The sequence below is a fragment of the Burkholderia sp. WP42 genome (assembly GCF_000745665.1).
Classification (GTDB): domain Bacteria; phylum Pseudomonadota; class Gammaproteobacteria; order Burkholderiales; family Burkholderiaceae; genus Burkholderia; species Burkholderia vietnamiensis.
This window is the reverse complement of the sequence record NZ_KN050724.1, coordinates 227,155-251,924: the sequence shown is the minus strand read 5'-3', so window position 1 is coordinate 251,924 and position 24,770 is coordinate 227,155. Positions and strand designations below refer to the sequence as shown.

The window sequence follows — 24,770 nt, the reverse complement described above, 5'->3', positions numbered from 1 at the left end:
ATTTTCCGACAAATCCCGCCGAGATGGCGTTTCTGGCTTTGCGATTCAGTCCAATCATCGGTCCCGCGACGAATTCGCGACATATATCCCCATGCAGTCCGGCACGAATTCGCGACGCATCGTTCGACCATTTGAGGCGCACTTAAGGTAATCTAACGACGCATGACTGCACTCGCCGGTGAGGATAGAACGGCTTCGCGCGTCACTGGCGGGTGCTTTCCCGGCGTGGTGCAACGTGCTTCAGAACGCGCGTGCGGTATCTCTCCAGCAGGAAAGCCGTCGTTTCGCATCAGATTCCCAACCTACGATTGCGACACATGTCTTCTTCAAACTCGATTACGGTTCGAGGCGCGCTGAATTCGGCTGGCGCCGAAGTCGTTCGATCCATGCAATTGCCGTCGGGCATCATCCTGTCAGAATGGACAGGTCATAACACGCTGACCGAATATAAGAGTTCGTCCGAGAACGTGCTGAGCGTCTATTTGTCCGGTGGCGAGAATTGTGCGCAGGTCGATGGCCGGCACATCGTACGCCGAGGCTTTAAAAGCGCGGTCTGTCTGTTCCCGGTCGGCGAAGGCGAATCGCAGTGGCGGATTACCGAGCGCCTCAATTTCCTGCATATTTATTTCGATTTGCCCAATCTGGAGCCCAGTCTGATCCGGTCCTTGCGCCAGCCGGCGGAGGCTTACCGGTTCCGCGAGGTATTCCAGGAGGCGTCCCCCGTCATCAGCGCGGCCGCGACCAGCATCGCGCAGGCCGACTGGAACGACGACACGCTGTCGCTCGGCATCGATAGCCTGATGAGCTGGATTCTGCTGAATGCGATCAGCCGTTACGCGATGGCCGACCTGGAGCGCGTGGATGCGCGCGGCCGGCTGTCGGCGAAGCAGGCCGAGCAGATCCGCGAATATTGCAACGCCAATCTCGGTGAGGCCGTGCGGCTCGAGCATCTTGCCGATCTGGTCAATCTCAGCCGCTATCACTTCCTGCGCAAATTCAAGAACACGTTCGACCGGTCTCCGCACGCATTCTTGACCGAATTGCGGATGCTTCGCGCGCACGACCTGCTGAAACATACCGATCACAAGATCATGAGCATCGCACTCGAGTGCGGCTACGCCCAGCACAGCCGGTTCTCCACCGCGTTCAAGCGGCATTACGGCTATTCTCCCGGCGCGGTGCGCGGCAAGTGACAACGCCGACGTCAAGCGACGGTTTTCGCATCGTTGATCAGGCCGGCCAGATCGGGTGACCTCAATTTTCGATGCGAGAGCGCGGGAACGCCAAGTTCGCTCGCGAGACTACGCACCTGCTGCTTGTGCGCGCCCTTAAGGTTGTCATGAAACGCGATCGCATCGACACCGCCCTTGATCGATCGGGCACACGCGAGCAGGTCCGCCAGGCGTTCGGGCGAATCGTAACCGTACGCGACCAGCCAGTGATTGGGCAGCACGTGCGATAGCGCGAGTCCTTGCGTGTCGCCGTAATCGCGCAGCAGTTGCGTGAAGCCGGGCTCGAAGTGGACGCCGCCGATACAGAGCAGCGAGATCGCCGGTCGAGCGATTCGCTCGCCTACCGTCAGCAACGCGCGTGCCAGCACGTCGACGGCATCGGGGCACGCCCAAGCGTCCGCGGTGCTGCCGATTTCCAGATCGATGACTGACGGCTCGACGGCGGAGACCAGGCAACCGGACTGCGCGCCGTAGAGCGGGCCGGACCAGTGCGTGGCTTCCATCCAGGTCGAATACGAATCCAGGCCCGCTTGCCGGCGCGCGTGCTCGACAGCCAGAAACAGGCCGCGTGTGACGGCTGGGTCCACCGGGCTGAACGTTCCGCTTTCCATGTCGCCGGTGGTCTGGATCGTGAAGATCCGGTCGGGCGCGTTCTTCCCTTCATGCCAGTTGACGATCACGATCGCGTCGGCGTCGGCGAAGACGCTGTTCGCCAGCGGAGCGTAGCGCCGATAGTCGTGGCTGAACACGTTGTCGAGCTGCAGCAGGCTGTAGCGCACCGCGCCGGATTGCATGTGCAGGATGGGGCGTCCGTCCACGACGCCATCGGCGTGCCAGTCGATGCCCGATGCCAGAAGTCGCGCGAGCACGCGCGACGACACCGGGTCCTTGTCGAGATCGGTACAGAATGCCAGGACGATGTGATTCACGGTCGAGCGTTTCCTTGAGGGGCGAGCGAGTTCAGAACAGCAGGAACACGATCGAAGAGGCGGACAGCAGCGCCATGATGCGCTGGAGCGTCTTGCCGTGCAGCATGCGGTGCATCATGAGACCGCATACCGCCCAGATCGAGTTGCACGGGAAGAAAACGATCCCGAGCGTGAGCGACAGGAGCGTCGCGTCGACGTAGGCGTTCCCCGTCAACGGCAGGAACGTCGACGCCGCGCTGGCGCCGAGCAGCCAGATTTTCGGATTGACGATCTGGAGCAGGGCTGCCTCGCCGAACGTGATGGGACGCTCGATCGAGCGGCGTTCGGCGTGTTCGGACTGAGCCGTGTAGAGCTTGTAGGCGAGGTACAGGATGTACGCGGAGCCGACCACCTTGAGTGCGTGTTGCAGCAACGGGTGACGGCTCATCACGCTGAACAGCCCGAGCGCGACGACCATGAACAGGACGACCACGCCGACCGAGATGCCGGTCAGCGATGGCAGCGTGCGCCGATAGCCGAATTGCGCGCAGTTGGCGGTCGTCATCAAGTTGTTCGGCCCCGGCGAAATGATCAGCGGGGTCGAGAACAGGATGATCTGCAGCAACTTGCCGACAAGTGCATCGTCAACGTTCATCTAACTGGTCTCCTTGCCGCGATTCGGGCCTGCCGCCAGCCGGCGGCGAATGGCGCCGAGGTGATGCACGAGTTCGACGAGCGGGCCGCGGTCGCGCATGCGATAGGTGGAGCCGACGTTCGGCTGCGGCTCGCTGCTCCATGCGGCGATGTCGGGTTCGCGCTTCAGGCGCGCCACGAGGCTGTCGATTGCGGCTCGTTCGGCGCGCGAATAGAGCGTTTCCGAATTGTCGTCCGCGCAGAACCGAACCGAATGGCGGCTGATGATGGCGCCGGTATCGAGGCCCGCCGACACGCGGTGGATCGTCGTGCTCAGCTTGTCGAGTTCGCCGTGGTGCAGCGCAAAGAAGAAGCAGTGATTGCCTCGGTAGTACGGCAGGTGGCCACCATGGATGTTGATGATGCGGTCGGCCGGGACGAGCGACAGCAAGGCCTCGCCGATCTTCTTGGTGCCCATCACGATATAGACGTCGGAAAGGTCGTCGCGCAGCGCATCGAGCACGGTCGTATCGTTGATCCATGACGTTTCCAGATACCGCACGCCCGCATGACGTCGAAGCGCGTCCCATGTGCGCGGTTCCCGCTCGCGAACGAAGTAGCGCCGCCGGTACGCGTCATAGCCGAACAGCCTGCGTCGCCATTCGTGATAGCGCGTCCACAGATACGCGCGATAGTGGCCGTTGCGCAGCAGGCGCGATGCCTGTTCTCGCCCGGGCTCGACGATGACGCGAACGCGTCCGAACGCGTCGAGGATTTCCGCGGCGAGATACAGATGATGCGGGCCGTCCGAACAAAGCAGTGTGATGTCCGTCATGCTTGCACACTCATGAAGCACCGATCGAGCGCCTGCCTTACCGCTGTCTCGCGCGATTCGCACGATCGCTGGCGTCGGCGCTGCTCCAGCAGGCGGGCGGCGAGTATCGTCAGCGCGGCGTGCGTGTTGCGCGTCGACGGTCCGCCGCCGCCGTCGAGCCGGTCGAACACGTGCGCCCCTTCGAATTCGTCATGGAGACGCCCGAGCAACGCGGCCGCGGCGGAGCCGAGCGGATCCGCTGTGGCATCCGGCGCGGCATCCGGCGGGCTCGACAGTGCACGACCGACCGCCGCGTGGGCGTCCCTGAACGAGGCCATGCGTTGCTGCACCAGCGATTCCGCAACGAGCGTTGCGCCTGCGTTGCCCATGTCGATCGCGCGGCGCGCGGCGCCGGCGTCGAAGCGGATGCCGTCGATCGAATAGACGAGCACGCTCAGCATGTCGATGACGAGTCCGCTCATCTCGCTGACGGTTTCCACCGCAGTGCGACTTGCCTGATAGGAGTTGCCGGTCGGCAGATGCGATAGCGAAGAGAGCGCCGTGGCGCAATGTCCGGCGATGCGATCGTGGCCGAGGCGCAGCCATTCGAGCAGATACGGATTGCGTTTTTGCGGCATGTTGGACGAGCCGCCGTACATGCCGTCGGGCAGCGTGACGATCGCGATTTCGCGCATCGACCAGAGCTGAAGATCCGTCGCGATACGGTTCAGATTGCTGCTCAACTCGGTCAGCAGGCAGGCGCAGCGCAGCGCCGGATTCTTGTCGGTGATCGCGCTCAGCGAGTTGAGCGGCCCCGTCGAGAAGCCGAGCAAAACCGCCGTGCGCCGCGGGTCGGTGACGAACGTGGTGCCCGCACCGGCGCACGCGCCGAGCGCAGAAGAGCCAAGACCGTCGCGCAGCGACGCCAACGCATCGAGCGTGCCGAGCAATATCTCGCACTGCGCGACGAGATAGTGGCCCGCCGACCCCGGCATCGCGGTCTGGTATTGACTGTAGATCGGCAGCAGGACCTCGGCCGAATCCGCGGCGCGTCGTGCGAGCGTCTCGCCGAGATCGACGACGCGCCGCGTGACATGCGACAGCGCCTGACGCACGGTCAGCAGGAGGTGCGTGGCATTGATGTCATTGCGTGAGCGCGCGGCCTGAATCATGCCGCCCGTGTCTCGTCCGCAGCGGTCGATCACGTACTGCTCGTAGTCGAAGTAGTCTCCGCGACCGGAAACATGTTCGCTCAACAATGCCGGATTCGCCTCCAGCGTCGTTACCGCTTCTCGCAGCGAGCGAAACTGTTCCGCGCTGAGAATCCCTTGTTCCCGCAGCATGATCAGATGGGCCTTCTCGATCGCGAGCAGATTGACCGTGAGCTTGCCGAAGCATGGGGGAGAGGATTCGTAGACGATGTCGTGAATCGCGTCGCGGTCGGGAGTCGTCCGCTCCGGATCGTCGTACAGCACGCGCGAACGCTTCCGCAGCGACAGCGCTTTCCGGAGCACCGAGGACGCGCTGCGGCCGACCGAAATCACGTAGCCGGCGCGATCCGAAAAGTCGAACTTGCCGCCGTTGACGCCTTCGTCGCGAAACAGCCCGGCATCCGCGCAATCTTCCGGAAAATCGATGCCGACGTAGCGGCGCCCGACTTCCGGCACGACGAACGCAACGGCGCTGTACAGCGCGGGTGTCGGTACGACGAACTGGCTGCGACGCGACAGATGGCTGCGCACGTACAGGTCGGCGATCGACCATCCATACGCACGTTCCATCAAACGGGGAATCATGCCGCCGGCCAGGCGCGCATTGATCTCGATGATGGTGATCGTGTCGCCGTGGACCTTCAGTTCCGTGTGCGCGGGACCGAACGCGTAGCCGACCGCATCGAGCGCGCGCCGCACGGTATCGACGATGCGGGCCTGGGTCGCCGCGTCGAGGTCGGCGGGCAGGACGTGCGCCAGCTCCAGGAAATGGGGCGGTTTGGTCAGGAACTTGCGTGTGACTGCGAGCACATGGTGTCCGTCGGCGTCGCTGAACGATTCGACTGAGAACTCCGCGCCCGGAATGAAGCGCTGGCAAATGAACGCGCCGCCCGATGTGTCCGGAAAGTCCTGCTCGCGTTCGACAAGGCGCACGCCGATGCTTCCGGTGCCCTGCCTGGGCTTCACGATGACCGGATAGGTCAGCTTGCGCGCGGCATCCGCCGATTCGATCGCCGTCGTGTACGGGTACGGGACGCCATGGTCGCGCAGCGTATCCTGAAGCCGCAACTTGTCCCGGCATAAGGCGACGGCCTCCGCGGGCGTGCCAGGCAGGCCCAGGCGCTGCGACAGTCGTGCGGCGTTCTCGATGAACGCGTCGCTCGTCGACGCGATATAACGCACGTCCGGAATCTCGCCGACGACGCGCTCGAGCGCGTCGACAGACTGCGTGTCGCAATCGATCACCCGAACCGCAGGCGACAGTCTCGCGAGAAAGGGGTAGCGCGCGCGGTCGCGCACGAGAAAGCAGGTTTCGTCATGGTTCAGCGACGCGTCGAGCAGGCTTTGCCCGAACCCGGTGGTGTTCGATTCGATGTAGACGATCGCCATGATTCATTGAAACCGGTGAATGTCGGAGCGATCCCATTTCATCCACGCCCATTCCGTATTCGCGTCGTACGCGGTGGGGTGCCCGATCTCCACGGGTCGCAGCTGATCGTAGGCCGGGCTGTCGTCGTTGCTGGCGAAGGTCGTGTCGACATAGCGGGAGCCATCGTCCGGGCTGAGGAATACGATGGGTGCATCCGGATATCGGTTGCGCACGAAGCGGACGACGGCAAACGCGGCGCCGGTCGTCGGCCCGCGAAAATGGCCGGTGGCCTTGTAGAGTTTGCGCGTGAAGTGATCGGCGAGTTCGGAGCTGACCCAATGCACGTCGTCGAACAGCGTGTGCTTCAGGTTGCCGGGCATGATGGTATTGCCGAGCCCGCGCAACTTGCGCGGGCCGTCGATCTGGCCGAACAGGACGCTGTTGAATGTGTCTACGCCGACGAGCGTGCAATCCGCACCGCCGGCGCGCAGCGCGGCCGCGATCCCGCAGCTCGATCCGCCGGAACCGACCGGTGCGACGAGAATCAGGCGACGGCCGACGATTTCGAGCAGCTCGCGCGCGATGTTTGCATAAGCGAGCCCGTTGTTCTCGTTGTCGTACTGGCGGCACCAGAAGGCACCTTGCTCGGCGGCGAGAATCTCTTGCAGCCGGTCAAGTCGTGCCTTTTGGTATCCCTGGCTGCCCTTCTTGTCCGTGACGATTTCAACCCGGCCGCCCAGCATTTCGAGCTGGCGTTTGAACGCCGGATCGATCGCGGGATCGCCGATCGCCACGAACGGATGGTTCAGGCGGTTGCATACGATGGCCATCCCGAGCGCAAAGTTGCCGCTCGACGTTTCCACCACGGTCTTGCCCGGCTGCAGGTCGCCGCGATCGCGCGCCTTGCTGATGATGTAATGGGCCGGCACGATCTTCATCGCTTTGAACGACACCATGTGCAAGGCTTGCCCGATCGGAAACAGCACGGCGTCCCGCATCGCATCCAGCGACGATTCGTATTGAAGCATGTACGATTCCTATACCGTTGTGTATTGAATGGATTCGATTCGACGGACCTGCAGGCGCGCTTGGGCATAGGCGGCCGCGGTCGCCGTTTCGGGAGCGTTCGCGTCGTAGAGCAGCCCGACGCACGTGCCGGAATGGGTCGCGACGAGGCCGAGCGCGTCGGTCTCGGCGCGCAGCTTGCGCAGGACGTCGATGTGCGGATGAGGATTGAATGCCTGCGACAACTGGCAGCTGCGCGTCGCGATCTCGCCGAGCTCGCGCAGGTCCTGGGCGCGAACCGCCGCTTTCATCCGCATCAGCATGCCGCGATATTCGTCGCGCACTTCCGCGGACGGATCGCGTTTCTTCCGGTTGAACTCGATCGTGTCGCATTCGCCGCCGCGATCGGCGCTGACGATCACGAGCGCGGGGGTCTTGCCGAGTCGCTCGTCGAGCTTTACCTCGCGGTGATAGAACGACACGACGCCGTCGTACATCACGCCGTCCGTCGGTTCGATGGCGCGCAGGATCGACTCGATGGTCTCGGGCGCCGGTGTTCGGCCGTACGCGTATGCGGCCGCACGGATCGCCGCGACCATGTCGGCGGACGAACTCGCCAGCCCCTTGCCGACCGCGAACATCGACTTGAAATGCAGCATGCCGCCCGGTGGCAGCCCGTGCAGGCGCAGATAGTCCTGAACCGCGCGACATGCCTTGGTCTTGAATCCGACATCCACGGCAACGCGATCGGCGCCGGTGATCTCGAACTCGACGACGCTCTTCAGGTTGACCGGCAACGTGACCAGGAAATGTCGATTGTCCGGCAACACGCCCTGCATCAGCTCGCCGAACGTTCCGTGACATTCGCCTCTGGGGAAAAGCGACAGGAACGCGTCGTTTCGTAGCGCATCGTCTTGCTCTGACAGAACGGCCATTTTCTCCTCTCGGAATGAAGGCAAATCGTGATGTCGAGCCCAGAGCATAGCGATGGCCGCTCGTCCGCTTCTTTATGAAAATTGCGCACTAGTATCGAAATGTTGCTCAGCCGCGCGTGGCGGCGCGAGCCGGATCGATTGAAAAACGCGTGCGGCCGGAGCGGATTCCGTCTCGCCAAAAGCGCCGACGAAGCGCTTCGGATCCTTGCTGGGTATGGGTTTGAGGCCGGGTGAGCGGTGCAGCGTCAGGGACGCTGAGATCGCGCGGCGATGCCGGTGGCGTGGCGAGCTCGAGCGAGTCGACCACTCTTTACGTACGCGGCCGGTGCGGGATAGAGTGTTTCCACCACGGAAGACGGCGTGCCCACTCTCGTTGCAACGAGCCGGTGCGCACGGCATCCGTCGTTGCCCGAGTTTCGTCGAAGTCGACATCGCACGATCGAACATGGATCGGACCGCCGTGTCGATGCGTAGTTATCCGATTCAATTCAATCGAAGCTTCGTTTGCGGCGTCGACGCGTCGACGGGTTTTGACTTTCGAGTCAGGACGCGTCGGTTCGCGGGCACGCGAAAATCACTCAACCATTCTGGAAACGTGAAATGGAAACGGTATTCGCTGGCCGGTTTATGACATTCGACGGGCATGGAGTCGACAGGCGCATGACGCTGCGCGAGGCCGCCGAGTGCGTGCGGGATCGGGAAGTTGCCGTGGCATTGCTGGATGTGGTCGGCCCCGACGAAATCGATGCATGGTGGAACGATCGCGGCTTCCCCGATTTGCGCAACCACCAGTACCACCGCGCGCTGAACGCAACCGGGATAACGCTCGGTCAGCTTCAGCGCTCCCGTCCCGAATCGTTGGTGAGCAATATCGCCGAGTACTTCGGCCATGCCGGCGTCGCGAATATCCCGATGCGCGATACGCGCTTCATTCAGTTGTTCATGAAGGAGCTGGGCGCGGAAACGCTCCAGTTCGGCAACTGGAGTCAATTCATGTTGGCGACGAAGCGCGAATATCCGCCTTTCGAAGGCGATCCGTTCAGCTTCGCGCCGCACTGCGACTGCATCGACTTCGGGCGCGATGTCGAACGGTGGCCGTTCCGGCTCAATCTCGAGCAGTTGGGCGCCTTCATCACGATACAGAAGGCCGAGAACGAAGCGGGCTTCGTTCTCTGGAACATCCGTCCGGAATCGCGTCGGCAGCTCGACCAGTGGGCCGACGAGTATGCGCAGCACAAGACGCTGGGCGTGCTCGACGGAGTCGATGCGCTGACGGTGCGGCCACGCAGCGGTCAGCTGTGTGTCTTCAATAGCCGCAATCTGCATGCGGTCGAGCGCTGCTCGTCGCTGCGCCGAACGATCGGCACGTTCCTCGTGTATCACGAGGCGGGCTGGAAACTACTGCACTAGTCCGGTCGACGTCCATCACGCCCGCTCGTCCATCGCAAGATGCATCCAGTCTCGACGAAAACCCTGTCTATGTACGAATCGTTCATTGCCGCGTCCGATGGAAAGCAGCTGCGCGTACTGCATGGCGACTGGCTTGAAACGAGGCCGTTCCTGACGTTGATACTTCCGTTCGGGCTTCGCGTCGATGCCGCGCGCACGCTGTTCGCGCTGTTGGCGAGCGAATTCAATGTGCTCACCTGGCAAGGGCGCTCGTTGTGCGATCGGCCCCTCGCGCCGCACGAGAGCGGAATGACGCCGGAGGCGCATGTTCGGGACATGTGCTCGGTGCTGGACGCATTTGACGTGCGCAAGACGGACGTCGTCGGGTTTTGCTCGGGCGCCGGCATCGCGCTCGTCGCCGCAACCATCGAGGGACATCGCATCGATCGTCTCGCGCTGGTTTGCGGAGAGTACATGCTGAGCCCCACGGTCTGCCCGCAATCGAATTTTCAACGGGAAGTCGACAGCCTGTTGCCGCTGGCGGCGCAAAGCCTGAATCATGCGGCCGCCTTGTGCGAGAAGCTCACGGCGAGCCGCGTGCGCGCGCCGGCCAGGACCGAATTCGACGAGGAGGTTCTCGTGCCGTTCTCGTCGGCTGCACGTCTGCATCGCCACGGGTTGAATTACCTGACGTATCGCGGCACCGATTTCATGGCGTTGGCCGGCGGCGTACCGCACCCGACGCGGCTGATCTCGACCGACCGCGACGAACAGGTGAGCGCCGCCAGCTCGCGAGTCATTGCGGCGTTGTTGCGCAATGCCGAGCAACACGTCGTGGTGCCGGGCGACCACTACGAAATCCTGCGTGGCAGGAACGCGGTCAACGATTCGATCGTCGAGTTCCTTGGCGGCAGGGGAGCGGCATGACGACGTACGCCTTGGTTCGCTACGGACGGTCCGTCGGTCCCGAAGCGAGTGTCTGTTTGATGTCGAGCCGGCAGGACTGGAGATGAGCATACTCGAGCGATTCGGACAGATGGTCCGGCGTCATGCCGAGCACACCGCGCTTGCCGCGGAAAGTGCGCGGTACACCTATGCGCAACTTGACGCGCTGTCCGATCGGTTGGCGGCGCGCCTCGCCCTATCCGGCGTTACCGCGGGTTCGCCGGTCGTGCTGCTGTTGCCGCGTTCGCCCGGCGCAGTGATTGCGATGATTGCCGTGCTGAAGGCCGGCGCCTACTACGTTCCGGTCGATCCGGCCGGCCCGGCCTCGGTGCTGAACGAGCAATTGCGCGAACTCGGTGCGCGCGTCGCACTGACGTTGCCCGAGTCCGTCGCGCAGGTGCGGTCCGATCTGGATCTCGCCGGCATCGCGCTTGTCGAGATCGGGCGCGACGGGGTCTTGCCGGACCGGAGCGACGGTGCGCAGACGAGCGCACCCGCGCAGGCGCCGATCTCGCCGGCCTACGCGATGTTTACCTCCGGCAGCACGGGCAAGCCGAAGGGCGTACTGGTGCCGCATCAAGCGGTTCACCGTCTGGTCGTCGAGACGAACTACATCGCGCTGAGTCCGCACGATCGTGTGCTGCAGATGGCGCCGATCACGTTCGACGCATCGACGTTCGAAATATGGGGGGCGCTGCTCAACGGCGCGACGCTGGTGGTCGAGGAATCGCCGGTGCTCGATCTGAACGCGCTGGGCCGTCTGTTGCGCGACGAGCGCGTGACGGTCATGTGGTTGACGGCTGCGCTGTTCCATCTGGTGGTGCGCAATCGGCTGCCGCTGCTATCGGAACTTCGCGTGCTCCTCGCGGGCGGCGACGTGGTCCAGGCCGACGCGGTCGCACGCGTGCTCGCCGCATTTCCGTCGCTGACCGTGATCAACGGATACGGACCGACGGAAAACACGACATTTACCTGCTGCCATGTGATGACGGCCGCTGCACCGCCGGTCGCGACGGTGCCCATCGGCAGGCCGGTCACCGGTACCACGGTGTGCGTGCTCGACGCGAGCGGGCAGCCGGTACGCCCGGGCGAGGTGGGCGAGCTCTATGCGGGCGGTATCGGCCTCGCGCTCGGTTATCTGAACGATCCGGAGAAAACGAGGGCCGTGTTCGTCGACGATCCGCACGACCGGGATCGCAAGCTTTACCGGACGGGCGATCTCGTGCGGGAAGGCCACGACGGCGCCTACGAATTCATCGGTCGCGTCGACAGGCAAGTGAAGATACGCGGCTATCGCGTATCGGTCGAACAGGTGCAGCAGGTGCTCGCGACGGCCGACGACGTGGAGGACGCGATCGTCGACGTCGGACGCGACGAGCTGGGAGAAAAGCGTCTCGTCGCGTTCGTGCAGTCGTCGCGGGATCCCGCCGAGGTCAGGGCGGCCGTCCGGCGCCACCTCGGGCGACATCTGGCGAGCTACATGATTCCCGACGTAATCGAAGTGCAAGTGGCGCTGCCGTTGACCGTCAATGGCAAGGTCAACCGGCGGAGCCTGATGAGTTCGCAGGAGAACCGCAATACCGGAGATGAACATGAGCGAATCGCTGCAATTCAAGGAACCCATTCGGAAACGACTGGCCGAGTTGTTGAAGGATCGTGAGATCGGCGACGACGACGACTTTTTCGACCTGGGCGCCAGTTCGCTGTCGATCGTCGAGCTGCAAGTCAAGATCGAGGAGGATCTGGGCGTGACCGTACCCACGGCCAAGCTGATGCTAGCGCCGACGCTGGCCGGCTGGACCGGGCTTTATCGAGCGGCAGCCGTTGCCGCAACCGCCGTAGAGAAATAGCGCAAAGCGACTCAACCGAGAGGATCGACATGACGCAGTTTTCACTGACTCCAGACGAACTTGCCCGATTCCGTGCACAGGGCTTTTTCGGGCCGTTTCGCGTGTACTCGCCCGACGAGGCGCGCGAGCGCTACAGGGCGATTCGCGCCGAGCTGTTCGACAGGGAACACGCCATCTACGATCTGCCGGCGACGAGCCCGATCGCCAATTACGATCGTCACCTCGACGTGAACCTGCTCAGCGAGCACATCGGCCGGCGCGAGATCGTCGATCGCGTCGCGAGCATGCTCGGGCCGGACCTGTTGTGCTGGCGATCGGAGATGTTTCCGAAGTACCCGGGCGACGAGGGGACGGACTGGCATCAGGCCGATACGTTCGCGCATGCATCGGGCGCGCCGCAGATAGTCTGGCCCGGCGAAAGCCGTTTCGGCGGGGCGATTACCGCCTGGACCGCGTTCACCGATGCGACCGAGGAGAACGGCTGTCTGCGCTTCATTCCCGGCACGCACGAGGAAATGTTCTACGACGAGTCGAAGAAGATGGCCTACGACGCTTCGAAGATCAATACCCAGGAGAAGGACGGGATCAAGCGCGGGTTTTTCGGTTACGACTACCGCTCCCTTCAGAAGGATCCGTCGTGGAAGCCGGATGAGTCGCAGGCGGTGTCGATCACGATGCAGGCCGGCGAGTGCGTGATCTTCTGGTCCACGCTGATGCATTCGTCGTTTCCGAATTCGACGGCCGACGTGACGCGGCTCGGCTACGCGAGCCGCTACGTTCCGACCGGCGTGAAGGTGTATCCGGATACGAACGTCGTCGAGGAGTACGGCAGCGCCATTTCGCTCGACAAGTATGGCGTCGTGCTGGTCTCGGGTGAGGACCATTACGGTCACAACCGGCGCGCGCTCAGCAATGCGCGAGGGCGGGCGTTTGCTTTCGACGACCGCGGCTGACGGCCGACGGCCCGATACCAGCGATATCCGGATCGTCGCCGCGCGCGCGGCGACGGCGGTGGCGATCCGATTCACGTGATGGAGTGGACATGCAGACAACCAGGGCACTCGTGAAGCGCCTGTTTTCCGAAGCGCTCGGCGTCGAGCACGTCGCGGCCGATGCGGACTTCTTCGTGCTCGGCGGCGGGTCGCTGGCCGCGGCGGTGCTGGTCACGAAGGTCGAGCAGGCGTGCGGTATCGAAGTGTCGTTGCTGGACTTCATGAATCATTCGACGGTCGACGGTTTCGCCGCGGTCGTCGAACAACGGCTGAGCAACGTCGCATGAGTCACGCAGCCTGCTTGTCGAACCCGATGGACGTAACGCGCGGCGCGATCGACGCGAACGGCATCGAGATTCATTATCTGCGGCAAGGCAGCGGTCCGCTGGTCATCTGCTCGCACGGCTTTCCGGACCATGCGCGCTCGTTCCTGCCTTTGCTCGCCGAGCTGGCGCACGCGGGTTTCACGGCCGTCGCACCGTACCTGCGCGGCTACGCGCCGTCCGGCACCGCCCCGGCGGATCAGTACCACACCTGCTACATGGCGCATGACCTGCGCGCGTTGATCGACGCGCTGGGTGTCGAACAGGCGATCCTGGTCGGGCACGACTGGGGCGCACAGGCGTCCATTGCGGCGGCCATTCTGTTTCCGGAGCGCGTCACGAAGCTGGTGGCGCTCGGATGGAGCCGTCCCGACGCGGCGCAGCGGCTGCACTACGACTACCTGAAAGGCATCTGGCACACGTTCTTCTTTCAGTCGCCGTCGGCCGAGCAGGTGCTGGCCCACGACGATTTCGCGTTCATCGAGGCGTGGTGGCGCGATGCTTCGCGCAACTGGGACGTGCCGCGGGACATCATCGACGCGGTCAAGACCACGTTTCGCCAGCCAGGCGTGCTCGACGCGGCGCTCGCGCAATACCGCTGTCGCCATGTCGCGCTGCGCGACCCGGAGCGTCGTGAACAGCAGGCCCGCATCGCCGCCGGGCCGGTCACCGTGCCGACGCTCCTGATGCACGGCACTCACGATCGCGAAGGGCGTCTCGAAGCATTTTCCGGTGACGGCGTGCCGGAATATTTTTCAGCGGCGCTCACGCGCGAGATCGTCGACGGGGCCGGGCATTTCCTTCACCTTGAAAAGCCGGCCGACGTAAACCGATCGATCATCGACTTCATTGTGGCGCGATCATGAACAGGATTCATTTGCCGGATATCCGCGTCGACGATTTCGCCGAGCAAGACATCGGCCCTTGTCTCGACTACTGGTATCGGTCGCCGCCGGCGCTGATGGAGTCGATGAACGTCGACGTCGACAAGCTGCCGAGCGAGCGACGCATGCGCGAGTTGCTGACGATTCTGGTACGGCGGGCATGCGGCGGTGTCGCGCCTGCGCCGATATTGACGATCCGTCACATGGGTGAGGCGATCGGCGTCCACGAGCTGACGCACCTCGACCCGGGGCGCAGTGCCGTGATGCACGCCCATATCTGGCAGGCCCGATACCGCGGCGCCGGCATCGGACCGGTGTCGTATCTGGCAGCCATGCGCATCTTCTTCGATCGATTCGATCTGGAGAGCATCCGCTTCGAGACGCCTGCCGAAAACGTTTCGGCGCAGCGCGTCAAAAGCAAGCTCGGGATCGAGCCGCACGGCGAGGGCGTCATCGACATGCCGATGCTGCGCAATCCCGTTAAAACGGTCAGCTATCGCGTGCTGCGCGCAGAACTCGACGCCATCGAGAAATTCGTCAGATCGACCGCACGCTGATCTCGATTCGCCGGCAGCGCGTGCTGTCTTCGTAACGCCGTTGAAATGTCCGTCAGGGGGACCTCATGTCGTTTGCTCTTGCATCAGGAATCGAACAATTCAAGCCGCTGGCCGTCGCCGCGTATATTCTCGCGCTCTCGATTACGCCTGGCCCGAACAACGTGATGCTTGCCGCGTCCGGCGCGAACTTCGGATTCGTGCGCACGTTACCGCATTTGCTGGGCATTACGGTGGGCGCAACCGTTCTGGTCGCGCTGAGTGCGACCGGGCTCGGGGTCGTGTTCACCGAATATCCGGCGGCAAGACTGGCGTTGTTCGTGGTTGGCGCGCTCTATCTGGCATACCTCGCGTTCAAGATCGCGAACGCCGGGCGGCCCGCGGCCAAGGACGCGCAAACGAAGCCCTTTTCGTTCGTTCAGGCCGCGACGTTCCAGTTCGTCAATCCGAAAACCTGGCTGATGGCCGCGAACCTGATCATTCTGTTCTCGGTCGACGGTCAGGGCTTCATTTCATCGGTAATCGGAATCTGCATATTGATGGTGGCGATCAATTTTCCGGCCGTGTCCGTGTGGGCCGCGCTCGGCGTCGGGATGCAGAAGCTGCTGCATACCGATCGTGCGCGCGTGATCTATAACCGCACGATGGCGCTGCTGCTGCTCGCATGCGTGCCGTTGCTGTTCTGGAAATAGGCGCGCGCGGATATGCCCGTCATGCCCGAAACCACGCGGCTTCCCCGCGGTATCGTGTCCTTTCCCACCGACGGGCACGCGGACGCCCGGATTTTCTGTCTGCCCTACGCGGGCGGCAGTGCCTCGATCTTCGCCGGCTGGCGACACGCGCTGCCCGCGAGCCTCGAAGTCTGTGCGATCGAATTGCCCGGGCGCGGCAGCCGATTTGCCGAACCGGCGCTGACGCATATGGATGCCGTGGTCGACGAGCTGGTTCGCATGGTCGGCGACTGTCCGCCTGCGCCGTTCGCGTTGTTCGGCCACAGCATGGGGGCCGTCGTGGCGGCTGAGCTGGCACGTCGGCTGGCCGAGCTCGGGCGGCCTCCGATCGCCCTCGTCGCGTCGGCATGTGCCGCGCCGCACCTGCCGATTCGGCGTGAGCACGTGCTGCATTTGCTGCCGCGCGACGCGCTGATCGAAGCGTTGATCCATCTCGACGGGCTGCCGCCCATTGCGCGCGAGCGCAGGGATTTCCTCGATACATTCATGCCGACGATTCGCGCCGACCTGCAGTGCCGGGAAACCTGGCGCAGCACGCCGCACGATCTGCGCATACCGGTCCACGTGCTGACCGGCGCGGACGACGGGCTGGTATCGGAAGCGGATGCGCTGGCGTGGCACGCCTTCACGTCGACGGAGTTTTCGATACGTCGTTTCGACGGCGGACATTTTTTTATCCATTCGGCAATGCAAGCCGTACTGGATCACCTGGCTGCGATCGTCCAGCATTCGCTGGCGCTTCGTCACGGCGAATCCGTTGCGCCGGCACGCCATGCGTGTGCGCCCGATCACGACAGAGGGATGAAGTGACGCATCTAGAAAATTGGCAGATCCGCAAGGCCGCGATTTCCGCATCGGGCGGCATCGTCGTGAGCCAGCACTACAAGGCATCGAGCATCGGCGCGGCGGTGCTGGAGGACGGCGGCAACGCGGTCGATGCCGCGATAGCCGCGAGTTTCGCGATCGGCGTGCTCGAACCGTGGCAAAGCGGGTTGGGCGGCGTCGGGCATATGGTCGTTGCGCCGGCCGGCCGAACTGCATTCAGCATCGACTTCGCAGCGAGAGCGCCGTTGGCGCTCGAAGCCGACGACTATCGCCTGACCGGAGAACCGGCGCGGGGCATGTTCGGGTGGCCCGCGGTCGTCGACGACCGCAATCTGGAAGGTCCGTTCTCGATCGGCGTTCCGGGGCAGGTCGCCGGCATGACGCTGGCACATCGCGAATGCGGCTCGTTGCCGTGGCGGCGGCTGGTGGAGCCGGCGGTTCGTTGCGCGCGGGAAGGACTCGAAATCGATTGGTACTTGACCTTGAAGATCGCGTCCGTTGCCGCGGGGCTCGCACGTTATCCGGGAAGCAGTGCATGCTATCTGCGGGACGGACACGCGCCTGCGTCGGACTGGGCGGGCGCGGCGTCGCCGATCGTGCTGGAGGATCAGGCGGCCACGCTGGAGGCGATTGCCGAGCGCGGCGGCGACGATTTCTATCGTGGTGCGCTCGCTCACCGAATCGCCGCCGATTTCGCAACCGTGGGGTCGCGTCTGAGCTTCGACGATCTCGCCGCGTATCGGGCCGAAATCACGCCGATCGAAGCGCTGCGCTACCGCGATGCATCCATCCTGACCTCATCGGCGCTCACGGCAGGACCGGCGCTGACGCGCGCGCTGTCCCTGTTCGCGCGGCAAGCGGACGCCGACGGGACGGCACGTCCGGACGCGCGATTCTTCTCGCGCATCGCCGACGCGCTGACGCAGACCTATGCCGAGCGGATCGGCGGCGCGGCGCCGGGCGACGATGCGCGACGCGGGACGTGCACGACGCATATCAGTGTCGTCGATCGACACGGCAACGCGGTCGCGCTGACCCAGACGCTGTTGTCGATGTTCGGCTCCAAGGTGACGTTGCCGCAAACGGGGATCGTCATGAACAACGCCGTCATGTGGTTCGATCCGCGACCGGGAAAGGCCAACTCGATCATGCCGGGCGCCGTGCCGCTGTCGAACATGTGCCCGACGGTGGTCAAGCGCGCGACCGGAGACGTACTGGCGCTCGGTGCGTCGGGCGGCCGACGGATAATGCCGGCCGTCATGCAACTCGTCGCGTATCTGGTCGATTGCGGCATGTCGATCGAGGACGCGATTCACTTCCCGCGTCTCGATGCGAGCGGCGACCCGTGGGTCACGATCGACGATCGCTTCGACGCATCGGTTGCGCAGGCCATCGGAGCGGCTCACGAAGTCAGGCGGGCCGCCAATCTCGTCGCACCCAATCTGTTCGGTTGCCCCAACGTCGTCCTGCGCGATGGCCAAACCCGCCAGCTGACCGGGGGCGCCTTCGTCTCGTCCCCGTGGTCGGCGGCGGTGGCCGAGCGCGACGCACATTGAGGCGGCCGCGATTCAGTTCACGTCCGATCACACCATGCACGAAGACTTCAATTATCTGACCAGTATCCTGAACGCTCCCGTCTACGACGTGGCCGTCAAGACCCCGCTCGAATCCCTGTCGCGGCTGTCCGAACGCCTGGGCAGTCGCGTCTTGCTCAAGCGGGAAGACATGCAGCCGAGCTTCAGCTTCAAGGTCCGGGGCGCCTATACGCTGATGGCGCGGCTGTCCGCGGAGGCGCTCGCCCGCGGGGTGGTGACGGCCTCCGCCGGCAATCATGCGCAGGGCGTGGCGCTCGCGGCACACACGCTCGGGTGCCGCGCGCGCGTGTTCATGCCGCACACCACACCCGACATCAAGGTCCAGGCCGTCGCCCGCTATGGCGCCGAGGTCGTGCTGTACGGCGACAATTTCGACGATGCCTGCGATGCCGCGCTGGCCGATGCGCGCGAGCGCGACAGCACCTTCGTGCCGCCGTTCGATCATCCTCACGTGATTGCCGGCCAGGGGACCGTCGGGATGGAAATTCTCCAGCAGACGACCCAACTCGATGCGATTTTCGTGCCGGTCGGCGGAGGAGGGCTGGCCGCCGGCATTTGCGCGTACGTCAAGCGCGTGAAGCCGCAGATCAGGATTTTCGGTGTGGAGCCGAGCGACGCCGACAGCATGTATCAGGCGCTCGAGGGCGGCGCGCCGGTGCGGCTCGCGCACGTTGGCCGATTCTGCGACGGCGTGGCGGTGCGTCAGGTCGGCGCCCACAGCTTCGAGCTGTGCAGGCAGTATCTCGACGGCGTCGTGCGCGTCGACAACGACGAGGTTTGCGCAGCGATCAAGGACGTCTTCGTCGATACGCGCTCGATTCTCGAGCCGTCGGGCGCTCTGGCGCTCGCCGGATTGAAGGCGTGGCAACGACGCGAGCAGAAGGGCGGGACGCTGGTCGCGATTGCATCCGGGGCCAACATGAATTTCGATCAGCTGCGCTACATCGCCGAGCGTTCGACGCTCGGCGAAAACCGTGAGGCGCGCTTCGCTGTTTCGATCGCCGAGCGTCCCGGGAGCTTTCGCGCGCTCATCGAGCAACTCGGCGATTGTGTCGTGACCGCGTTCGACTATCGCCGCGCAACGGGCGGCGACGCGCAGGTTTTCGTCGGCGTGCGGACGCCGGGAGCCGAGGGCGCGCGCAAGATCGTACAGGATCTGGCGGCGGCCGGATACCGGGCCACCGATCTCGGCGGGAGTACGCTTTGGCGCACGCATGGTCATCAGCTCGTCGGCGCGGAGGCGTTCCGCATCGACGACGAGAAGCTCTTTCAGGTGATGTTCCCCGAGCGCCGCGGCGCCTTGCTGGAGTTTCTGCGCAAGCTCGACGATGCGTGGGACATCAGCCTGTTTCACTATCGTAACGAAGGGTTCGACTACGGGCGCGTACTGATCGGCATTCGCTGCGGCGAGGCGGATTCGGCCCGCCTGTACGGTGCACTGGAGGCGACGAATTTCGAGTTCAGTGAGCAAGCCGACGCGTCGCCGTATCTGGCTTCGCTGCAGGGCGAGCGACGCTGAAAGACCGGTCACTATCGCGGGCGAGGCTACGTTGAACTCCCATCAATTGATGACGATGTGCTTCTACACGATCCTGGTATTGATCGTTCCGGGGCCGACCAACACGCTGTTGTTTTCGTCGGGAATCAGCGTGGGCCTGGCGCGCACGCTGCCGCTCGTGCTTGCGGAAGCGGCCGGGTACGTCATCGCCATTTCCGTCTGGGGCGTTTCGCTGCTGGCGTTCGCGGCGCAGCATCCTCACGTCCTGAGCGTGATCAAGCTCGCCTGTTCGTCGTACCTGCTGCTGTTGGCCGCCAAGATGTGGACGCGAGGCAGGCTGGAGGAAGATCAACGTGCGAAAGCGGTGACGTGGCGGAACCTGCTCGTCGCCACCTTGCTGAATCCGAAAGCCTTTCTGCTCGCAAGCACGGCGTTTCCATGGCAGACGTTTCACGATTCGAGCAGCGCGGCCCAGGCATTCGGCGTGTTTCTGCTCGTGCTCATACCGGTTGGGACCGGATGGGCCAGCCTGGGGCGCGCAACGCGCATGCTGGCGTCCGGCTCACACCATGTCACTGCCGTGCTTCGCTTTTCATCGATGGTACTGGTGCTGTTTTCAGGGACCCTGCTGTATTCGCTCGTCAAATGAGTTGCTGACGTTGCAACACGATGATGAACGGCGGGACGGGGCCGGCGGTGATCGAACACGGCTGCTATTGGCGAGGCGGTGTCGAACGGCGCGGTCGTGGGCAACGTGAAGATCCAGGAAGTTGCGGTGGGTGCCGGCCGAGCGGGCTTTCTGCCGACGTTCAACGGCCACTGCCGACGGTGTCGGCGCAGCGCCGAACGGCTTGCTCGTAGCCCCCGCGCGATGCTCGACTCGCCACATATCGTCCGAACAGATATTCATCGAAAAAATAACCATTTGGTACACGCGTCGGCACGCATTACAGTCTCGCCTCGTGCCGGCTGCGGCGCCGGTTGTTCCGACGTTTTTCTAGAAATTCGCCACATGAATCGTTCGATGCTCTCTCCGGTCCGCCGTGCCGCGGCCGCGCTGTTCGTGCTCGGCCTCGTGCCGGTTTCCCATGCAGCCCAGCCGACGCTGCGCGTCGGCATCGATGCCGAGTCGTATCCGCCGTTCTTTTCGAAGGACGCTGCCGGCAAGTGGAAAGGCTGGGAGATCGACCTGCTCGATGCCGCCTGCGGCAAACTGAACGTTCGGTGCGAGCTGACCGACATTGCGTGGGACGGTCTGATTCCCGCATTGCAGAACCGTAAGATCGACGTGATCTGGTCGTCGATGACGATCACCGGCGAGCGGCAGAAAGCGATCGATTTCAGTCGTGCATATTACGAATCGCCGACGGTGTTCGTCGGCGCGAAAAGCGACCGGCGTCGCGTCGACTGCGCGGTGCCCGCGACTTTCAAGGGACGCGTGATCGGCGTCGAGGCCGGTACGAACTTCTCGGCGTTCCTCGATGCCCGCTTCAAGCAGGACGCGCAGATCAAGGCGTTCGACAAGTTCGACAACGCGCTCGCGGATCTGGTGTCCGGCCGCGTCGACTACGTGCAGGAAGGCAAGGGACTGTTTACGGCGTTCCTCGCGTCGCGCGACGGCAAGGACTTCGAGATCAAGGCCACATGCGCGGACAATCCGGTGCTGGGCCTCGGCATCGGCGCGGGCCTGCGTCGCGGCGATGCACTGCGCGACAAGCTGTCGACCGTGATCGCGCAACTGCAGCAGGACGGCACGTGGGATGCGATCACCGCCCGCTATCCGAACCTGAAGGGCTCGATCGAGAAGGGCCGCTGACGCCGATGGCCGCCGACGATTCACTACTTGCACTGCTCGCATTCGGCGACGGCGGTTATGGCCGCATGTTCGCCAGTGCGTTCGCGTTGACGGCCGGCGTCGCGGCAGCGTCGTTCTGCACCGGAGCGCTGCTCGGCGTTGCCGGCGCGCTGGGCAAACTGTCGCGGCACGCATCGCTGGCATGGCTCGCGCGGCTCTATACGACGCTCGTGCGCGCGCTGCCCGAGCTGTTGTGCCTGCTGCTCGCATTCTATGTGGTGGCGCCGGCCGTCGAGCGTGCGCTCCGCGACAGCGGGATCGTGTCCGACGGCTTCGCATTCGATCCGTTCGTCGTCGCCGCTTTATCGCTTGGATTCATTCAGGGTGCGTATCTGACCGACATTTTCCGTGCGGCCCTCGTCAACGTCCCGGTCGGTCAGGTCGAGGCCGCGCACGCGTACGGGATGACGCCGTGGCAGACACTGACGCGCATCCGCCTTCCGGCTGCTGCGCGGCTCGCATTGCCGGGCGTCGGCAACGTGTGGCTGAACGCGACCAAGGATGCGTCGTTCATCAGTGTGCTCGGCTCGTTCACGGATCTCCTGAAGGCGAGCCAGCTCGCGGCCGGCGCGACGCGACACTACGTATTCTTCTATCTGGTCACGGCCGCGCTGTTCCTGCTGCTCAGCATCGCGTCGACTGGCGTCTTCGCAGCGCTCGAGCGGCATGCGAATCGTGGGACGAGGCGCGCAACCGCATGATTTTCTCGCTGCCGTTCCTGCTCGATACGGTGATGCCGAAGCTGCTCGCCGCAGTGCCGACGACGCTCGCGCTGACGCTCGTGTCCGGCTCGGCCAGCGTGCTGCTCGGGGTACCGCTCGCGCTTGCGGCCGGCGCCCGCCATACGCCGCTGCGCTGGTCTGCACGCGGCTGGCTCATGCTGATTCGCGGCACGCCGCTGCTCGTCCAGCTCTACCTGTTGTATTACGGATTCGGCCAGATCGTGCCGCGCGAATGGATGCGCGACAGTTGGGCGTCGCCGCTGCTGCGCGACGCGTTCTGGTACGCGATCGTCGCGTTGAGCGTGAACGAGAGCGCGTATGTGGCGACGATCCTGCGCGGCGCGATTGCCGGCGTGCCGGCCGGCGAGATCGAGGCCGGTCACGCATACGGGATGACGCGCCTGCAGGTGCTGCGCCGGATCGTCGGCCCACGTGCTTGGCGACTCGCGCTACCGGCGCTCACCGGCGAGGCGATCCTGCTGCTGAAATCGACCGTTCTTGCGTCGACCGTCACCGTGTTCGACGTGATGGGGACGGCCAATACGCTGCGCTTCGAGACGCTGCGCGTGTACGAACCGCTGGCCGGCGCGGCGATCGTCTATGTCGTGCTGGTCGGGCTGCTCACTTTTCCCGCTGCTCGTCTCGAGAAGCGCGTCAATCGCCATCTGGCGCGTGCGCCCGAACCCGGAATGCCGGTCCAGCGCCGCCGCCCGTCATCCGGCGCGTGGGCGGCGCCCAATTGATTCCTGTCTTGATAGCGAACTACACGATGTCCGATCCTCGCCCCTTGTTGTTTTCCCTGTATGAGCAAGCCAGTGTCGGCTGCGGTGGCGCGCCGAGCCTGTGGACCCATCCGGCCGACGAGCGGCTGCGCGCCAATACGCTCGCGTACTGGTCGGACCTCGCGCGTACGGCCGAGCAGGCGGATCTCGACATGCTGTTCTTCGCGGACGTGCTCGGCCTGTACGACGTTTATGGCGGATCGGCCGACGCGGCACTGCGATGGGCGGTCGAGGCGCCCGCGAACGATCCGATGATGCTCATTCCGGCGCTCGTCGCGCAGACTGAGCGGCTCGCGTTCGGCGTGACCGCGAGCACGACCTATGAGCACCCGTTCGCGCTCGCGCGCCGCTTCAGCACACTCGACCATCTCAGCAACGGCCGGATCGGCTGGAACATCGTGACGTCGTACCTGACCAGTGCGGCGCGCAACTTCGGGCTCGACCGGATGATTGGCCACGACGAACGCTACGCGCGCGCCGAGGAGTTTCTCGACGTCGTGTACAAGCTGTGGGAAGGGAGTTGGGCCGACGACGCGGTCGTCGCCGACAAGCACGCGCCGTGCTACGCGCGCGGCGACCGCGTGCGGCCGATCGCGCACGAAGGCGTGCACTATCGCGTGCACGGGCCGCACGTCTGTGCGCCGTCGCCGCAGCGCTCGCCCGTGCTGATTCAGGCCGGCTGGTCGGGGCGCGGACGGGAATTCGCCGCGAAGCACGCGGAGGTGGTGTTCGTCGCGAAGTCGAATCCGCACGAGATTCGTGCGGGCCTCGACGAGATTCGGCGGCTCGCGACGGAACGCGGCCGTGCTGCGGACGACGTGAATTCGCTGACCGTGCTGCGGATCGTGACCGCGCGTTCGTCGAGCGAGGCGAAGGAGAAATATCATTCGCTGCAGCAGCACTATCACCAGCATGCGCAACTCGTCAGCTATGCGGGCGACACCGGCATCGACATCGACCGCTATGCCGACGACGAACCGCTGACGACGCAGACGGAAGGGCTCACGTCCTACGTGGTGCGCGCAGACGGAAGCGGCAAGCCGCTCACTGCCGGCGACGTGCGACGCAAGTTTGCGAGCGTCACGCGCGGCACCGACCTCATCCTCGTCGGTTCACCGGACGAAGTCGCCGACCAGATCGCCGAACATGCGCGACAGTCGACCACGAGCGGCTACATGCTCAATCCGCTGATCAGTCCCGGTACGCTCGACGATTTCGCCGAACTGGTCGTGCCGGAGTTGAAAAAGCGCGGCCTGTACCGGACCTCGTCGCCGGCCGGCACCTTCCGCTCGCGACTGACCGGTCGCGACAGGCTGCCGGATACCGCGCATGGCGCATCGTTCCGGCAATCGGCATCCGGCGGACGCTGACGAACGGTTAGCGACGGAGCAAAGATCGGCGCGTTGCGCGGCATGGATCGTGACGCGCTGTTCCGATTGCGAATCCGTCGCGCGCGCGAGCCGATTCTACCGGTGTCGCTAACGTGGCGAATGAGTGGAACGGTCCGATGCGCGGCGGTCGATCACATCGGCCGCCATTGCAGCCCATTCTCGCGGCGGCGAGCATCTGACGGTACGCTGACGAGCGACAAGACCGACGGGTCGTGCCGACGATCAGCTGCGTTTCCGTGAGCCGCACGGCGGCACTGCTCGTCGGCCGTGGCCGCCGCGATTAGCCGGCCCACGCAGCGGTGCCGGTATGTGCCGCGTCGATCCATG

At 64.3% G+C, this 24,770-nt stretch carries 24 protein-coding genes; 18 read left to right on the top strand and 6 right to left on the bottom strand.

The genetic code is table 11. The features are described 5' to 3' along the window. The first annotated feature begins 317 nt into the window (after nucleotides 1-317). Complete coding sequence (locus EX20_RS25765) at nucleotides 318-1,193, top strand: helix-turn-helix transcriptional regulator (RefSeq protein WP_034195178.1); 876 nt, start codon at nucleotides 318-320, stop codon at nucleotides 1,191-1,193. An 11-nt stretch (nucleotides 1,194-1,204) separates the two neighbouring features. On the opposite strand, the gene EX20_RS25760 is transcribed toward EX20_RS25765, so the two are convergent. The 6 genes from EX20_RS25760 to EX20_RS25735 form a co-directional block, all read right to left on the bottom strand. Beyond that, nucleotides 1,205-2,113 carry a D-aminoacyl-tRNA deacylase gene (locus EX20_RS25760; protein WP_231572292.1) on the bottom strand — a complete coding sequence of 303 codons (909 nt, stop codon included), beginning with the start codon at nucleotides 2,111-2,113 and terminating at the stop codon, nucleotides 1,205-1,207. A 79-nt stretch (nucleotides 2,114-2,192) separates the two neighbouring features. Beyond that, a complete protein-coding gene (locus EX20_RS25755) occupies nucleotides 2,193-2,795 on the bottom strand; it encodes a LysE family translocator (RefSeq protein WP_011882443.1) in 603 nt (200 codons plus the stop codon). Then, a complete protein-coding gene (locus EX20_RS25750) occupies nucleotides 2,796-3,608 on the bottom strand; it encodes a formyl transferase (protein ID WP_034195176.1) in 813 nt (270 codons plus the stop codon). After that, the gene (locus tag EX20_RS25745) at nucleotides 3,605-6,187 is read right to left on the bottom strand and encodes a lyase family protein (RefSeq protein WP_034195175.1); all 2,583 of its coding nucleotides are present in this window, start codon (nucleotides 6,185-6,187) and stop codon (nucleotides 3,605-3,607) included. Before EX20_RS25745 ends, EX20_RS25750 begins: the two co-directional genes overlap by 4 nt. A gap of 3 nt (nucleotides 6,188-6,190) precedes the next feature. Beyond that, on the bottom strand, nucleotides 6,191-7,105 hold the full coding sequence (locus EX20_RS25740; RefSeq protein WP_231572303.1) for a PLP-dependent cysteine synthase family protein: 915 nt from the start codon (nucleotides 7,103-7,105) through the stop codon (nucleotides 6,191-6,193). A gap of 99 nt (nucleotides 7,106-7,204) precedes the next feature. Beyond that, nucleotides 7,205-8,107: a GHMP family kinase ATP-binding protein gene (locus EX20_RS25735; protein ID WP_011882439.1), complete on the bottom strand. Its 903-nt coding sequence runs from the start codon at nucleotides 8,105-8,107 to the stop codon at nucleotides 7,205-7,207. Between the two features lie 600 nt (nucleotides 8,108-8,707). On the opposite strand from EX20_RS25735, the gene EX20_RS25730 reads away from it, so the two are divergent. The 17 genes from EX20_RS25730 (at nucleotide 8,708) to EX20_RS25650 (ending at nucleotide 24,422) form a co-directional block, all read left to right on the top strand. Continuing rightward, nucleotides 8,708-9,517, top strand: coding sequence for a hypothetical protein (locus EX20_RS25730; RefSeq protein ID WP_034195173.1), 810 nt, complete (start codon nucleotides 8,708-8,710; stop codon nucleotides 9,515-9,517). A gap of 69 nt (nucleotides 9,518-9,586) precedes the next feature. Continuing rightward, nucleotides 9,587-10,423 (top strand): alpha/beta fold hydrolase, encoded by an 837-nt coding sequence (locus EX20_RS25725; RefSeq protein ID WP_034195172.1) that lies wholly within the window; start codon nucleotides 9,587-9,589, stop codon nucleotides 10,421-10,423. Between the two features lie 82 nt (nucleotides 10,424-10,505). Beyond that, on the top strand, nucleotides 10,506-12,101 hold the full coding sequence (locus tag EX20_RS25720; protein WP_034195171.1) for an amino acid adenylation domain-containing protein: 1,596 nt from the start codon (nucleotides 10,506-10,508) through the stop codon (nucleotides 12,099-12,101). Then, nucleotides 12,034-12,291: an acyl carrier protein gene (locus EX20_RS25715; protein ID WP_034195170.1), complete on the top strand. Its 258-nt coding sequence runs from the start codon at nucleotides 12,034-12,036 to the stop codon at nucleotides 12,289-12,291. Before EX20_RS25720 ends, EX20_RS25715 begins: the two co-directional genes overlap by 68 nt. Before the next feature lie 29 nt (nucleotides 12,292-12,320). Then, nucleotides 12,321-13,244 (top strand): chlorinating enzyme, encoded by a 924-nt coding sequence (locus EX20_RS25710; protein WP_011882434.1) that lies wholly within the window; start codon nucleotides 12,321-12,323, stop codon nucleotides 13,242-13,244. A gap of 89 nt (nucleotides 13,245-13,333) precedes the next feature. Then, entirely contained in the window at nucleotides 13,334-13,570 is a 237-nt protein-coding gene (locus EX20_RS25705) for a phosphopantetheine-binding protein (protein WP_011882433.1), read from the top strand. Then, nucleotides 13,567-14,472 carry an alpha/beta fold hydrolase gene (locus EX20_RS25700; RefSeq protein ID WP_034195169.1) on the top strand — a complete coding sequence of 302 codons (906 nt, stop codon included), beginning with the start codon at nucleotides 13,567-13,569 and terminating at the stop codon, nucleotides 14,470-14,472. Before EX20_RS25705 ends, EX20_RS25700 begins: the two co-directional genes overlap by 4 nt. A 104-nt stretch (nucleotides 14,473-14,576) precedes the next feature. Next, the gene (locus tag EX20_RS25695) at nucleotides 14,577-15,047 is read left to right on the top strand and encodes a GNAT family N-acetyltransferase (RefSeq protein WP_231572291.1); all 471 of its coding nucleotides are present in this window, start codon (nucleotides 14,577-14,579) and stop codon (nucleotides 15,045-15,047) included. Between the two features lie 65 nt (nucleotides 15,048-15,112). Continuing rightward, nucleotides 15,113-15,736 carry a LysE family translocator gene (locus EX20_RS25690; RefSeq protein ID WP_011882430.1) on the top strand — a complete coding sequence of 208 codons (624 nt, stop codon included), beginning with the start codon at nucleotides 15,113-15,115 and terminating at the stop codon, nucleotides 15,734-15,736. Nucleotides 15,737-15,757: 21 nt separating this feature from the next. Then, a complete protein-coding gene (locus tag EX20_RS25685) occupies nucleotides 15,758-16,585 on the top strand; it encodes a thioesterase II family protein (protein ID WP_231572290.1) in 828 nt (275 codons plus the stop codon). Continuing rightward, nucleotides 16,552-18,156, top strand: coding sequence for a gamma-glutamyltransferase family protein (locus EX20_RS25680; RefSeq protein ID WP_226111919.1), 1,605 nt, complete (start codon nucleotides 16,552-16,554; stop codon nucleotides 18,154-18,156). The genes EX20_RS25685 and EX20_RS25680 overlap by 34 nt, the downstream gene beginning before the upstream one ends. A 34-nt stretch (nucleotides 18,157-18,190) precedes the next feature. Beyond that, entirely contained in the window at nucleotides 18,191-19,714 is a 1,524-nt protein-coding gene (ilvA, locus tag EX20_RS25675) for a threonine ammonia-lyase, biosynthetic (protein ID WP_014725216.1), read from the top strand. 49 nt (nucleotides 19,715-19,763) lie between these two features. Then, complete coding sequence (locus EX20_RS25670) at nucleotides 19,764-20,342, top strand: LysE family translocator (RefSeq protein ID WP_034195165.1); 579 nt, start codon at nucleotides 19,764-19,766, stop codon at nucleotides 20,340-20,342. Between the two features lie 363 nt (nucleotides 20,343-20,705). Next, nucleotides 20,706-21,509, top strand: a complete 804-nt coding sequence (locus EX20_RS25665) for a transporter substrate-binding domain-containing protein (RefSeq protein ID WP_034195164.1) — start codon at nucleotides 20,706-20,708, stop codon at nucleotides 21,507-21,509. Between the two features lie 5 nt (nucleotides 21,510-21,514). After that, nucleotides 21,515-22,249: an ABC transporter permease gene (locus tag EX20_RS25660; protein WP_034195163.1), complete on the top strand. Its 735-nt coding sequence runs from the start codon at nucleotides 21,515-21,517 to the stop codon at nucleotides 22,247-22,249. Further along, nucleotides 22,246-23,013, top strand: coding sequence for an ABC transporter permease (locus tag EX20_RS25655; protein WP_014725212.1), 768 nt, complete (start codon nucleotides 22,246-22,248; stop codon nucleotides 23,011-23,013). The genes EX20_RS25660 and EX20_RS25655 overlap by 4 nt, the downstream gene beginning before the upstream one ends. Before the next feature lie 26 nt (nucleotides 23,014-23,039). Then, entirely contained in the window at nucleotides 23,040-24,422 is a 1,383-nt protein-coding gene (locus tag EX20_RS25650; RefSeq protein ID WP_034195270.1) for an LLM class flavin-dependent oxidoreductase, read from the top strand. Nucleotides 24,423-24,770: the final 348 nt, after the last annotated feature.